This is a genomic window from Flavobacterium limi (assembly GCF_010645075.1).
Lineage (GTDB): Bacteria > Bacteroidota > Bacteroidia > Flavobacteriales > Flavobacteriaceae > Flavobacterium > Flavobacterium limi.
On the sequence record NZ_JAADZV010000009.1, the window covers coordinates 140,058 to 153,570 of the forward strand.

Consider the following 13,513-nt stretch of genomic DNA (forward strand, 5'->3'; position numbering starts at 1 on the left):
TTTAAAACACACTTAATTGCGAAAAAGAAATGGCTTTTTATTATTGCTTTTTGCCTTGTCAACGAACATATTTCAACAATTTTAAAGCACCTCTTGATTATTCTGTTTTTGATACTTCTGCGGCTGCATTTGCCCTGAACGTACTTATCCAGCCAGACAAAAACAAAATCAGGCAAATTAAAATTGAAACTGCACTATGGGGATTGGTGAAATAAAACTGATTCGCCATTCAGGCTTCAAACCTGTTTTACCAGACCCAACATTCTTTCTATTCAAGTTTCAGGCATATTATTCATCAAAAAGAGTTAAATTTCATAACTTAGATTTCTTTTAAATCGATATGCCATGACTAAGAAATCTATAGCCCGGAATTTTCTAAAGCTAGCTGCTACTGGGCATTCTCACGAAGCATTTCGACTATATACCGGCAAAAATTTCAAACATCATAATGCCTATTTTAAAGGAGATGCAGAAACCCTGATGCTTGCCATGGAAGAATCGGCCAGAACCAATCCGAATAAAGTTCTCCAAATTCATCATGTTTTAAGGGATGGAGATTTGGTTGCAGTTCATTCACATGTCAAACAAAATTCAGGAGATTCAGGTGTCGCTGTAGTTCATATTTTTCGATTTGAGTCAGACAAAATAGTCGAACTTTGGGATTTAGGACAGCCAATTCCAAAGAAAAGCATTAATGAAAATGGGATGTTTTAAAAAATTTCCATTTGAGATACCGGGTCAAAAATAATCAGCTATGGCAAAAAATAAGACTACAGAAACAACATACAGCGTTATCGATTTCATCAATACTATTGAAAATGAAGCAAAAAGAAAGGATGCTTTTGAGCTTCTGGAAATAATACAGGAAGTTACCGGCTTCGAACCTAAAATGTGGGGAACGAATATTATTGGTTTTGGAAATTATCATTATAAGTACGAAAGCGGACATGAAGGTGATGCGCCCCTAGCCGGTTTTTTACCCAGAAAAGATGCCATTTCACTTTACCTCAATTCTTCTTTCGAAAATAAAGAAGAACTTCTTTCTAAGTTCGGAAAACATAAAGCCGGAAAAGGCTGTATTTATATCAAAAATTTAAATGATATTGATCTCGAAATTCTGAAAATCATGATTTCTGCATCAGTAAAAGAAATACAAAAACTATATCCGTCAATCTAAAATAATCATGGGCTTAACAATAATCCTTCTTTTACTACTATTAATTTTTTATTTTTTATTCCATCCCAGGTTCGGAAAACAACCTTCCGGGGAAAGACTGGCCAGAATACAAAAATCGCCTCAATACAAAAACGGAAAATTCGAAAATGAAAATTTCACTCCCGAACTGGCAGAAGGTTACGGTTATTATAATGTCTTAACTGAATTTTTATTTAAGAAAGTTGACCGAAAAATCCCCACTGATGTTATTCCTTCAGTAAAAACGAATTTAAAGGAACTTCCTTTACATGAAGATGTTTTAGTCTGGTTTGGGCATTCGTCTTATTACATTCAGCTTCAGGGCAAACGGTTTTTGATTGATCCTGTCTTCAGTGGAAACGCCTCCCCTGTTTACGGCACTACAAAAGCCTTTAAAGGAACTGATATTTACAACTATGATGATATTCCTGAAATTGATTATTTGCTAATCACACACGACCATTATGATCATTTAGATTATAAAACTATAATGAAACTAAAGCCAAAAATAAAAAAAGTAATTACTGCACTTGGCGTTGGCTCGCATTTTGAATTTTGGGGCTTTCCACCAGAAAATATTATCGAAAAAGACTGGCATGAAAAAATCGAATTAGATCATAATTTAACGCTTCATACTGCTCCGTCGAGACATTTTTCCGGCAGAAGCATTAAGCGCTGCAATACACTCTGGACTTCTTTTATTTTAGAAAGCAAAGATTTCAAAATGTATTTGGGCGGTGACAGCGGTTACGACAATCATTTTGCATCAATTGGCGATAAATATGGACCTTTTGACATTGTGCTTATTGATAATGGCCAGTATAATCCGGCATGGAAATACATTCACAATTTACCGGAAGATGTAATAAAAGCAGTGAAAGACTTAAAAGCAAAAAGAGTCTTTCCTGTACATAATTCTAAATTTCCTTTATCTCTTCATTCGTGGGATGAGCCTATGATAAAAATAACCGAATTGAATGCCAGGTCAGAAAATCCAATCCCTTTGATTACACCGATGATTGGAGAACTGGTCGAACTGAAAAATGATAAACAGGAATTTAAACAATGGTGGAAAGGGATAAAATAATTATAAATGATAAATTGTTATTTCTCTACTAAAAATCTTTACCTTAAAACAAACAAGTTTTGAATTTAAAAAAACATATATTAGCCCTTACTTTATTAGTCAGCAATTTTATATTTTCTCAAAATACCTACGTCTTTTTAGGATCTTACAATCTTGATAAATCGGCAGAATCTATCCAGGTGTACCAATTGAATACCAAAAACGGAAATCTTAATAAAATAACCGGCGTAAAAAATATCATCAATCCGTCTTATTTAACGGTTTCTCCAAACGGAAAGTATATTTATGCCTGTACAGACACAAAAACACCAAATGCAGGAAGTGTAAGCAGTTTTGAATTCAACCCCGAAAACAAGACACTTACTTTTTTAAACAAACAAACCAGCGGAGGTGAAAATCCGGTGTATGTTTCGGTTCATAAAAATGGCAAATGGCTTGTAAATGCTAATTATACAGAAGGAAGCGTATCGGTTCATCCATTACTGGAAAATGGAACAATCGATTCGACTGCACAAAATTTTCAATATACGGACGGCAGTGTCCATAAAGAAAGGCAAACACGTTCACATGTTCATTCGGCTATATTCTCCCCTGACTTTGATTATTTATTTTTACCTGATTTAGGTGCGGATAAAATCAGATGTTATCAATTTGATGAAAAACAAAAAAAACCTTTAACTGAAGCTAAAGTCGCATTTACAAAAACCAATTTAGAAGCCGGGCCGCGACATTTTACTTTTCACCCCAATCAAAAATTTGGGTATTGTATTGAAGAAATGGCTGGTTCAATAAGTGTTTATAAATACAAAAATGGAACTTTACAGAAAATTCAGAGAATCAATACACATTCTGATGAAATTAAGGAAGGTTTTGCAAGTTCAGACATTCATATTTCTCCCGACGGAAAATTTTTATACGCTTCGAACAGGGGAAAAGAAAACAATATTGCCATTTTTGCTATTGATAAAAAAGGGCTCTTAAAGAATGTAGGGTATCAGTCTACTTTAGGCGATCATCCCAGAATTTTTGCTCTTGATGAAACCGGAAAATTCCTGATTGCCACAAATGTAAATTCAGGAAATGTAATCGTTTTTCAAAGAAACCCAAAAACAGGATTGCTAAAAAAAACCGGTAATGAAATCCAAATGGAAAATGTTTCCTGCGTTCAGATTAAAAAAATAAAACCATAAAGACCCGTAAAATGACGATATCAAATTTTAATTTACAACCCGATTTTTTAGAAAATGAAACCATAAAATTAATTCCGCTTCACGAAGATCATTTTGAAGCACTTTACAAAGTAGCATCTGATCCTTTAATCTGGGAGCAGCATCCGATAAAAGACCGTTACAAAAAAGATGTTTTTAAACCTTTTTTTGATGGCGCCATAAGTTCAAAAAGTTCTTTTTTGATTTTAGACAAAAATACAAACGAAGTTATCGGCACTACCCGATTTTACGATTACAATCCAGAGAAATCAAATGTGGGAATTGGCTTTACCTTTATCGGAAGAAAGTTTTGGGGCGGACCTTATAATGCAGCTACAAAAAAATTACTGATTGATTATGCTTTTCAAAAAGTAAATTCAATTATTTTTCATATTGGTGCAGAAAATTTTCGTTCACAAAAAGCGGTTTTAAAATTAGGCGCAGTAAAAACAAACGAAATGATTTTTCCTCATAATGGAGTTGATTTGCCCCATTTTGAATATGAATTGGTTAAAGCTATTCAGTGAACAGTAATTAGTCACTAGTAATTTTTGCATAATCTAATCCCTTAATAAAAATAATGAAAAGAATAACAGTCTTTTGCGGATCCAGTTTTGGTACTGAAGAAATTTACAAAGAACAGGCAAGCTTACTTGGAGAAACATTTGCAAAACAAAATATTGAGTTGATCTATGGCGGAGCCAATGTAGGTCTAATGGGCGCTGTTGCTGATGGTGTTTTAAATAATGGCGGAAAAGCAATTGGCGTTTTGCCTAATTTTTTAAGATCAAAAGAAATTGCACATTTGGGCTTAACAGAACTTATTCTGGTAGAAAGCATGCACGAAAGAAAAACCAAAATGAACGATTTATGCGATGGTGTTATTGCGCTTCCCGGTGGTTTCGGAACACTGGAAGAACTTTTTGAAATGATTACCTGGGCTCAGTTAGGACTGCATAAAAAACCAATCGCAATTTTGAATATTAATGGTTTTTATGATTCGCTTATCCAATTAACTGAAACCATGGTCAGCAAAGGTTTATTGAAAGAGGTTAACCAGCAAATGCTTTTAGTAAGTGATAACATTGATGATTTACTCGAGAAAATGAAGAATTACGAAGCTCCAACGGTTGGAAAATGGATTGAGAAAGGAGAAGTTTAATCTTTTTTGACAGTCTGATTTTTTGTTTTTAACACAATTTCCGGAATAACTTTCTTATCTTGTGGGTCCAAAAAACTGAAAATCCGTTATCTAAAATGAAATATTTAAAAGCCCATTACCTTTTATTTGCCCTTATTTTATCTGTAAATTTCACAAACGCTCAGGATACTGATACCGGAAACTGGTTTATTTATTTTGGAAATCAGGCCATCAATAAAAAATGGAACTGGCATAACGAAGTACAGTACCGTAACTATAATTTTGCAGGAGACACTCAACAGTTATTGCTAAGAACAGGAATTGGATACAATCTTACTGAAAACAACAATAATATTTTATTAGGTTACGGTTTTATTAATTCACAGAATTATATCCCCGGAACAGATGATAAGGCAGACAATAATGAACACCGGATTTTTCAGCAGTTTATAACACGTCAAAATTTTGGGAGGTTTTATTTACAGCACCGTTATCGTGTAGAGGAACGCTTTTTAAAAGATGATTTTCAAATGCGTTTTCGATATTTTCTGGCTTTGAATGTTCCGTTAAACAAACCAAAAATGGAAGACAATGCCTTTTATTTTTCAGCTTATAATGAAATTTTTATAAATGCTGAATCACCTGCTTTTGACAGAGACCGTGTCTATGGCGCATTGGGCTATGTGATTAATAAAAATTTCAGGGTTGAAGCCGGTTTTATGCGACAGATTCAGGAAAAAACGGGCCGAAACCAATTTCAGATTGTAATTTACAACAATATCCCTTTTAACAGCAGCAAATAATCTTTCAAATCTGTAGATATGGCAACAGTAAATAATAATTTTGCAAAAGCCGAAATGCTGATCAGAAAACCCGTTTCAGAAGTTTTTGAGGCTTTCATAAATCCTGAAATTACCCGCAATTTTTGGTTTACTAAAGGATCCGGGAAATTAGAAGAAGGAAAATCGGCTGAATGGACCTGGGAAATCTACGGTTTTTCTCTTACTGTTTTAACCAAAGTAATTGAAGCAGACAAACGAATTGTTATTAAATGGGGAAACAGCGGAGAAGAAACTATTGTAGAATGGGTTTTCAGCTCTTTGGATGAAAAAGAAACTTTTGTAAGCATTACCAATTCTAATTTTAAAGGCGATGCAGACAAAATACTTTCTGAAGTTCGGAATTCTACCGAAGGTTTTACACTGGTTTTGGCCGGAGCAAAAGCTTTTTTAGAACATCAGATTCAGTTGAATTTAGTGTTAGACAGATTTCCAAAAGGTCTTAGTTAACCTTCTAAAATAAAGATTCATGGCAACTATTCCTACTCCTAAACCTGCAAATATTGATGAATATATTGGTGGTTTTCCAAACGATGTTCAGGAAATATTAGAAAAAGTAAGAATGACGATTCAGGAAGCAGCGCCTGATGCCAAAGAAAAAATCAGTTATTCGATGCCTGCTTTTGAACAAAACGGAATAGTGGTTTACTTTGCAGCATATAAAAATCATATTGGGCTTTATGCATTGCCAACCGGTCATGAAAAATTCAGGGAAGAACTTTCAAAATATAAATCAGGCAAAGGTTCCGTACAATTTCCTCTTAAATTGCCGATACCTTTTGATTTAATTACCAAAATTGTCAAATTCCGAGTACAGGAAAATCTTGAAAAAGTAAAATAAATAATCAAATATGAATTTATCTGAACATTATAATGAGCTTTTCAATACATCATCAGAACTGATCTTATCTGAAAATTACGCAATAGATACTAAACTTAATGATGATTCAGATAATAGATTTGGCATTACTTTACTTGTGCGGCCCAGTGAAGAAATAAAAACGAATATACAGGCCTTCCTGAAAGAATTAAAAAAGACAGGACCAGAGCAATACTATTACCCGGATTCTGATATTCATATAACAGTTTTATCAATTATTTCATGTCACGATGGTTTTACATTAGATAAATTTTCAATGTCTGAATATGTTGAAATTATCGAAAAAAGTCTGGTAGATGTAAACCAAATCGAGATTAATTATCGGGGAGTTACTCTATCACCTTCAGCCATAATGATTCAGGGGTTTCCATCTGATGAGTCATTGAATATTCTGAGAGACCGGCTTCGGGATAATTTCAAAAAATCTTCTTTAAATCAGAGTATCGATAGCCGTTATAGTATTACGACTGCACATTCTACCGTGATGCGTTTTCAAAAAAAAATAGAAAACCCAAAGAAACTAATTGAAATCACTGGAAAATTCAGAAACCATGATTTTGGAAAATTCACGGTTGATAAAATTGAATTGGTTTATAATGACTGGTATCAGCGTGAAAAGAATACAGTTAAGTTGTGTGATTTTTATTTAAAGCACTTTTAATTTATTCACAACCTTAACCCTTCTTCAAAATATTACCCAAACCTTTACTTATCTGTTCAATAGCTTCAATACTTTTTGTTAATGGTGTTGCCGTAAAGTCTTCATAAGCATCCATCGCACTCTCTTTTCTTTCATCCTGAGGGTAAACTAATATCAAATTATTTTCGCTAAAAGATTTCTCAAATTTCTGAGGCAATTTATCAAAGATAGACTGGTATGAAACAGAACCTTTTCTGGATAAATTAAACACGATTAAATCTGTGGGCTTAATTTCATCTGAAATGGCTTCAAAATCATCCCAATCCAGGATACTTTTAAAACCTAATTTTGAATTAAGTTTGAGATTATTGGCTATTTGCTGAATTGCCTGATGCGTTTTATATTCGCCATAAATAACAATCTGCGTACTCAATTCCTGTGATAACCTGCAGATCTTCTGGATAAGTGGCGGAAACCCGATTCCTCTTTCAGAAAAAGGAGGACAAATAAAAACCAGTCTCCTCTCTTCAACGAATGGTTTTTGAAATCTGCAAATAAAGAGGTTTTTATCTACGTTGTTAATGATAGAATCAACATTCTCCCCAAAAATTTTATCAAGGAACCCCGTTTTTCTTGGCCATCCAATAATCACAATATCTGACATGATTTCTTTGGAAGTTCTAGCAATTCCACTAGCCGGATTGTGGTCAATTCTGGCAATTGTATTAATTTTTATTTCAGAAGCTGATCCCTGGATAACAAACTTATCCACTGCTTTTTTATATTTTAAAATATTAATTTCTGCCTGATCATTATTAGGTACTATTGTAAGTAACGTAACCGGATTAGCTGATTTTTTGTCTTTTATCAAAAGTGCAAAATCCAAAAGAGGTTCTGTAGCAGATGTTTTTGCTAATGGAATCAAAATATGTTCATCTAAAATCTGATCTTTACTGGCATCCTGAGGAGAAACTTCCTCTTCACAAATAGCAATCTTTTTAGCGGCTTTTTCGGTAGCAAAAGACGCTATGATACACGTAATCAATATCAAAATGATAGTTCCGTTTAATATATTCTCATCCAGAATATTTGCTTTAAATCCAACCAGAATTACGGCCAGGGTTGCTGCAGCATGTGCACTGCTTAATCCGAAAATTAATTGTCTTTCAGTTCTGGTATATTTAAAAGCAATCTGGGCAAAAAATGCTGCAATCCATTTTCCAAAAATAGCCACAATGCTCAAAGTTCCTGCAACAATCAGGGCTGTTGGTCCGCTTAAAATCACACTGATATCAACAAGCATTCCCACAGAGATCAGGAAAAAAGGAATAAACAAAGCATTTCCAATGAATTCAATCCTGTTCATTAAAGCAGATGAGTGCGGAATCAAAGGATTTAAAGCCAAGCCTGCAACGAAAGCACCAATAATAGGCTCTACTCCTGCTACTTCTGCCAAAAATGCTGCAAAGAAAACCACTGAAAGGACAAAAATATAATGGGCATGTTTTTCACTTTCCAGTTTTTTAAAGAACCATTTTGCCACTCTTGGAATCAGCAAAAACATTATTGCTGAAAAAATAGCCAGGGAAATAGTTAATTTTATCCAGAAAGCCTGATTAAGATTTCCTTCACTGCTTCCCATAATGACGGCCAGAATAATCAAAACTGCTGTATCAGTCAGAATAGTTCCTCCAACGGTTATCGCAACCGCCTGATTTTTTGCTATTCCTAATTTACTTACAATTGGATACGCTACTAATGTGTGTGTTGCAAACATACTTGCTGTTAAAAAACTGGCGTTGAAATCGTACTGCAGTAAATAATAACAAACAGGAAAGCCAATGGTCAGCGGAAAGATAAAAGTAAAAAAACCGAATAATAAACTCTTATTACGGTTGGCCTTAAACTCATTCATATCAAGTTCCAGACCAGCAATAAACATAATGTAAAGTAATCCGATAGTAGAAAATAAATCTACCGCAGAGTTTTTTGCTAAAATATTAAGTCCGTGCGGTCCAATAATTACACCCGAAATGATCAAACCAATAATTCCCGGAATATTAATTTTTTTAAGTAAAATAGGACTTAATAAAATTATAAAAAGTATCAACGAAAAAATTAATACGGGATTGCTAAGCGGTAGTTCAAATTCTTGTATAAAATGCCTGAAAAATTCTATCATAGTGTAATTTAGCTGTTGAGTATCTTTTTCTAATTCTTAATTCAAACCAAATACTCAAAATTGCTGTTTATTTCAATTATTAAAAAACTAAAAAGCCAGTTTTTCAGAGAAAGCCTCTTTACAAAAGTACCTAAAAAGGGCTGAACTTTTTATTAAAGTCCTATTTTAAACAATTAAATTTATTTTATTGATGAATTATTATTATTTAATATATTTTTTAACAAAACCTCAACATTAACAAATAAAAAAGACAATTCATTGCATTATTCAATTATCTTTGTTTAAACAAAAACTGAACAATGGAAGAATGTATCTCTGTTTTCGACATGCTTAAAATTGGTGTTGGCCCATCGAGTTCCCATACACTCGGGCCATGGCGTGCTGCTGAGCGCTTTTTAAAAGAACTGAGAGAACTGTCAATTTTAGAGCAGATTAACAGAGTTAAGGTTGATCTTTACGGATCGCTTTCGTTAACAGGCAAAGGTCATGCTACAGATCTGGCTGTTATGCTGGGGCTCAGCGGACAGGATCCGGAATATATTCCCATTGAAAATATTTCGGGAATTATCAAAACAATTGAAACCAAAAACGAGATTGTTTTAGGCAATCAGCTTACCATTCCGTTTTACTTTCTTCAGGACATTGTTTTCAATAAAGACTTCCTTCCCTTCCATGCCAACGGATTAAAATTTACGGCTTATAAAAAAGATGATTCTCAATACGAATCTACTTTTTATTCCATAGGAGGCGGATTTGTCGTTAAAGAAGAGCGGACCAATGCCCAAAATAACATGGCCATAAAATGTGCTTTCCCTTTTATGATTGACAATGGCGATGATTTATTGAAATATGCTATTGAAGAAAACAAAAACATTTCAGAGATTGTTTATGAGAATGAAAAGTCAATGCGTACTGAAGAAGAAATTCATTCAGAATTAATGAGAATCTGGAACACAATGCTGGAATGCATGTATATTGGTTGTCACTCAGAAGGTATTTTACCCGGTGGATTAAATGTACGCCGAAGAGCTTTCGACATGCACCAGAATTTAATTGGCTTGTCAAACTACAATAATCCGCAGTCCTGGCTCGAAGAAATCAGAAAAACCGAAGTGAAGTTTCGTCAAATCTTAAAATGGGTAAGCTGTTTTGCACTTGCAGTGAATGAAGTAAATGCATCTTTAGGCCGTGTCGTAACTGCACCTACAAATGGAAGTGCAGGTGTAATTCCTGCAGTTTTAATGTATTATCTGGTAATCGAAAACCATAAAGCCGGCGAAAAAGAAATCAAACAGTTTTTGATGGTAGCAGGTGAAATAGGAAGTTTATTTAAACAAGGATCTACAATTTCAGCAGCAATGGGAGGCTGTCAGGCCGAGATTGGCGTTTCATCATCGATGGCTGCGGCGGCACTTTGCGAATTAATGGGCGGTACTCCTGCCCAGGTTTTAATGGCTGCCGAAATTGCCATGGAACATCATTTGGGCTTAACCTGTGACCCAATTGGCGGTCTGGTTCAGATTCCGTGTATCGAAAGAAATACAATGGGTGCCATAAAAGCCATCAACGCTGCCGAGCTGGCCCTTGAAACCGATTCTAAAAATGCAAAAGTCCCATTAGATAAAGTAATCAATACCATGTGGCAAACGGCAAAAGATATGAATTCGAAATACAAAGAAACATCAGAAGGGGGTTTGGCTGTAGCAGTAAATATGTCAGATTGCTAGATTTAAAAAGAATTACATCCAAAGACAATCCTGTTAACTTTATGAAAAAAACTTACTTCATCATTGCGATATTTTTTTCTATCCTAATTCATTCACAAGAACGTTATTTTTTAAATTCAGACACCAGACTTTATATTTCCCCTAATTCTTCCTCATATTTAGGATATTTTAAATATGGTGCTGAAGTTCGCTTATTATCCGGAGCTGAAAATGGCTGGTATAAAGTTCAGGCAGACAATTTTAACGAAGGCTATGTAGAGAAAAAATTTGTAGCAACCAGACTGAATGCGAAAGATCTCAAAATCAAAGACGCTGAAAACCCCATTTTAGAAGGGGGAGATTATTATTATGGAGGAAATCATCTTTTTGTTCTTGTGGCTGGTTTAAAAGCAAGGGCTTTGCCTGATAAAAATTCAAAGACTAAAGAAATCCTTTTTGCAGGAGACCCTGTTGCTGTTAATTATGTACCTAAAAATCCTGATGAATGGGTAAATCTCAATGGCAGTTTTACAGAAGAATATGCAAAATATACTTTACGAAAGTTCCTTGGCCCAAGACCTGATTTTGATATTTTACTCAACGATTTTGACAAACTTAATACCAACAATATTACCGAACGCAAAACACTTAGCGAAAGAATCGTAGAACTGGCATGGAATACCAATTATTCTAAATTAATGCCGGCTTATCAAAGATATTATGAGGTTGTTAAACAGTTAAACGACCCAAAATTGATTGCTGATACCGAATTAAATATGGCTCTGGCAAAAGGTCTGGCTAACCGAAAATCTCCTGAACAAATTGCAGCTTTCACTAAAAAAGCCGAATTTGTTTTAAAAGGAAACAGTACAAAATCATTATTTTTCACTCAAAAAGAATTGGTAAAAATCTTTGGGAGCCCTATTAAAAAAGCCAGTATCGGAGATGAATGCGGTGTTTACCTGAGTGATTTATTCTACTATTATCCGGATTTAGAAGTTTCTGTAGATGAAAAACAAAACAAGGCAGAAATAGTTAAAGTTTTTATCAATGAAAACAACAAACTCATATTCAATCCGAATGTTATTTTAGATTATAAGCTGTCTGAAAAAGCTTTCATTGAAAAATATGGCACGTATCTGGAAGCTTCCATTAAGTCTCCTCATACCTATTCCATCTTTATGGAATACAGTCTGCTCAGAATCATATTTAAAGACGGGAAACTGTTTTCTGTCGAAATATTATTTGATTGCTGATTTCAGTCTATTATTTATTCAATACTTTTACATTCTCAAAAAAAACAAAAAATGTCAGTAGCAAAAAAAGATTATAAAAGAATCACCACAAAGTCGTTGATTGAAATGAAAAGCCACGGAGAAAAAATCTCTATGCTTACCGCTTACGATTATACGATGGCGAAAATTGTTGACACAGCAGGTGTTGATGTGATTTTGGTTGGAGATTCGGCTTCTAATGTAATGGCCGGTCACGAAACTACTTTGCCTATTACTTTAGATCAAATGATTTACCATGCTTCATCGGTTGTCAGAGCTGTCGAAAGAGGTCTTGTTGTGGTAGATTTGCCTTTTGGAAGTTACCAGTCTGATCCTAAAGAAGCTTTGCGTTCTGCTATCAGAATCATGAAAGAAAGCGGCGGACATGCTGTGAAACTGGAAGGCGGAAAAGAAATTAAAGAATCAATACGGAAAATATTAAACGCAGGAATCCCTGTAATGGGACATTTAGGTTTAACCCCTCAGTCTATTTATAAATTTGGAACTTACAGCGTTCGCGCCAAGGAAGATGAAGAAGCCGAAAAACTTATTGAAGATGCCAAAATGCTTGAAAAAGTTGGCTGTTTCGCTGTAGTATTAGAAAAAATACCAGCTGATTTAGCCGAAAAAGTAGCCAAAAGTATTGCAATCCCTGTAATCGGAATTGGAGCCGGAGGCGGCGTAGACGGGCAGGTTTTGGTTATTCATGATATGCTGGGAATGAACAATGAATTCAGTCCGCGTTTTCTTCGCCGTTATCTGAATTTATATGAAGAAATGACAAAGGCAATCGGTCAGTATGCCGCTGATGTGAAATCGAAAGATTTTCCTAATGAGAGGGAGCAATATTAGTTTAGATAATAAATTTGATGATTTGTTGTGATGAATAAAACGGTCAATTACATACAAGATAAGTGGGAAAAAGGATTTTTACCCGGCATTGACTGTATCGTTTTTGAAGATGGAAAAATTATCATTGCCAACACTTATAAAACAATTGATTATAATACACTCGAAAATAAACAATACTGGTTTCCCTTATGTGACACCACTATTGAGAGTTTAGAAAACTACTCAGATGACATCTGGACAAAAGTCGATATCTTTAATGGCTCAATTACTCATGGAAATGAAAAAATAGTATTTGGTGACGGAAGTATGGGAAATGAGGGATTTGTTGCTTCAACAGATAGGGACAATCAATTAAAATGGGCTATCTTTTTTACCTTTTCTAATCCGATACTAAAAGCTGAAATTGTAAACAATGAATTAATCTGTATTTCAGAATTAGAAACTAAAATTTCAATCCACCTTAATAATGTAACCCGGATTTCAATTTCAGAAAACTATTAAAGCTAAAG

At 34.4% G+C, this 13,513-nt stretch carries 16 protein-coding genes; 15 read left to right on the forward strand and 1 reads right to left on the reverse strand.

The genetic code is table 11. The annotated features are described in order from the left end of the window. The first annotated feature begins 29 nt into the window (after positions 1-29). The 11 genes from GXM16_RS17805 (at position 30) to GXM16_RS17855 (ending at position 7,011) form a co-directional block, all read left to right on the forward strand. Entirely contained in the window at positions 30-215 is a 186-nt protein-coding gene (locus GXM16_RS17805) for a hypothetical protein (protein WP_163395845.1), read from the forward strand. A 130-nt stretch (positions 216-345) separates the two neighbouring features. After that, the gene (locus tag GXM16_RS17810; RefSeq protein WP_163395846.1) at positions 346-714 is read left to right on the forward strand and encodes a nuclear transport factor 2 family protein; all 369 of its coding nucleotides are present in this window, start codon (positions 346-348) and stop codon (positions 712-714) included. Positions 715-754: 40 nt separating this feature from the next. Then, complete coding sequence (locus tag GXM16_RS17815) at positions 755-1,177, forward strand: DUF1801 domain-containing protein (protein WP_163395847.1); 423 nt, start codon at positions 755-757, stop codon at positions 1,175-1,177. Between the two features lie 7 nt (positions 1,178-1,184). Then, positions 1,185-2,282, forward strand: a complete 1,098-nt coding sequence (locus GXM16_RS17820; protein ID WP_163395848.1) for an MBL fold metallo-hydrolase — start codon at positions 1,185-1,187, stop codon at positions 2,280-2,282. Positions 2,283-2,341: 59 nt separating this feature from the next. Then, entirely contained in the window at positions 2,342-3,472 is a 1,131-nt protein-coding gene (locus tag GXM16_RS17825) for a lactonase family protein (protein ID WP_163395849.1), read from the forward strand. An 11-nt stretch (positions 3,473-3,483) separates the two neighbouring features. Continuing rightward, positions 3,484-4,017 carry a GNAT family N-acetyltransferase gene (locus GXM16_RS17830; protein WP_163395850.1) on the forward strand — a complete coding sequence of 178 codons (534 nt, stop codon included), beginning with the start codon at positions 3,484-3,486 and terminating at the stop codon, positions 4,015-4,017. Positions 4,018-4,070: 53 nt separating this feature from the next. Then, on the forward strand, positions 4,071-4,652 hold the full coding sequence (locus tag GXM16_RS17835) for an LOG family protein (protein WP_163395851.1): 582 nt from the start codon (positions 4,071-4,073) through the stop codon (positions 4,650-4,652). Between the two features lie 95 nt (positions 4,653-4,747). Next, the gene (locus GXM16_RS17840; protein WP_163395852.1) at positions 4,748-5,434 is read left to right on the forward strand and encodes a DUF2490 domain-containing protein; all 687 of its coding nucleotides are present in this window, start codon (positions 4,748-4,750) and stop codon (positions 5,432-5,434) included. Positions 5,435-5,452: 18 nt separating this feature from the next. After that, complete coding sequence (locus GXM16_RS17845) at positions 5,453-5,920, forward strand: SRPBCC family protein (protein ID WP_163395853.1); 468 nt, start codon at positions 5,453-5,455, stop codon at positions 5,918-5,920. 19 nt (positions 5,921-5,939) lie between these two features. After that, positions 5,940-6,311 (forward strand): iron chaperone, encoded by a 372-nt coding sequence (locus GXM16_RS17850; protein ID WP_163395854.1) that lies wholly within the window; start codon positions 5,940-5,942, stop codon positions 6,309-6,311. A gap of 10 nt (positions 6,312-6,321) precedes the next feature. After that, positions 6,322-7,011 carry a 2'-5' RNA ligase family protein gene (locus GXM16_RS17855; RefSeq protein ID WP_163395855.1) on the forward strand — a complete coding sequence of 230 codons (690 nt, stop codon included), beginning with the start codon at positions 6,322-6,324 and terminating at the stop codon, positions 7,009-7,011. Positions 7,012-7,024: 13 nt separating this feature from the next. Here GXM16_RS17855 and GXM16_RS17860 read toward each other — a convergent pair whose 3' ends face one another. Further along, positions 7,025-9,172 carry a cation:proton antiporter gene (locus GXM16_RS17860; protein ID WP_163395856.1) on the reverse strand — a complete coding sequence of 716 codons (2,148 nt, stop codon included), beginning with the start codon at positions 9,170-9,172 and terminating at the stop codon, positions 7,025-7,027. Positions 9,173-9,471: 299 nt separating this feature from the next. On the opposite strand from GXM16_RS17860, the gene GXM16_RS17865 reads away from it, so the two are divergent. Genes GXM16_RS17865 through GXM16_RS17880 form a run of 4 tightly spaced genes read left to right on the forward strand, consistent with a single transcriptional unit; the run spans position 9,472 to position 13,505 of the window. Beyond that, positions 9,472-10,899, forward strand: coding sequence for an L-serine ammonia-lyase (locus GXM16_RS17865; protein ID WP_163395857.1), 1,428 nt, complete (start codon positions 9,472-9,474; stop codon positions 10,897-10,899). A 41-nt stretch (positions 10,900-10,940) separates the two neighbouring features. Further along, a complete protein-coding gene (locus GXM16_RS17870) occupies positions 10,941-12,134 on the forward strand; it encodes an SH3 domain-containing protein (protein ID WP_163395858.1) in 1,194 nt (397 codons plus the stop codon). A gap of 51 nt (positions 12,135-12,185) precedes the next feature. Next, the gene (panB, locus tag GXM16_RS17875) at positions 12,186-13,004 is read left to right on the forward strand and encodes a 3-methyl-2-oxobutanoate hydroxymethyltransferase (RefSeq protein WP_163395859.1); all 819 of its coding nucleotides are present in this window, start codon (positions 12,186-12,188) and stop codon (positions 13,002-13,004) included. Positions 13,005-13,031: 27 nt separating this feature from the next. Then, positions 13,032-13,505 (forward strand): hypothetical protein, encoded by a 474-nt coding sequence (locus tag GXM16_RS17880; RefSeq protein ID WP_163395860.1) that lies wholly within the window; start codon positions 13,032-13,034, stop codon positions 13,503-13,505. Positions 13,506-13,513: the final 8 nt, after the last annotated feature.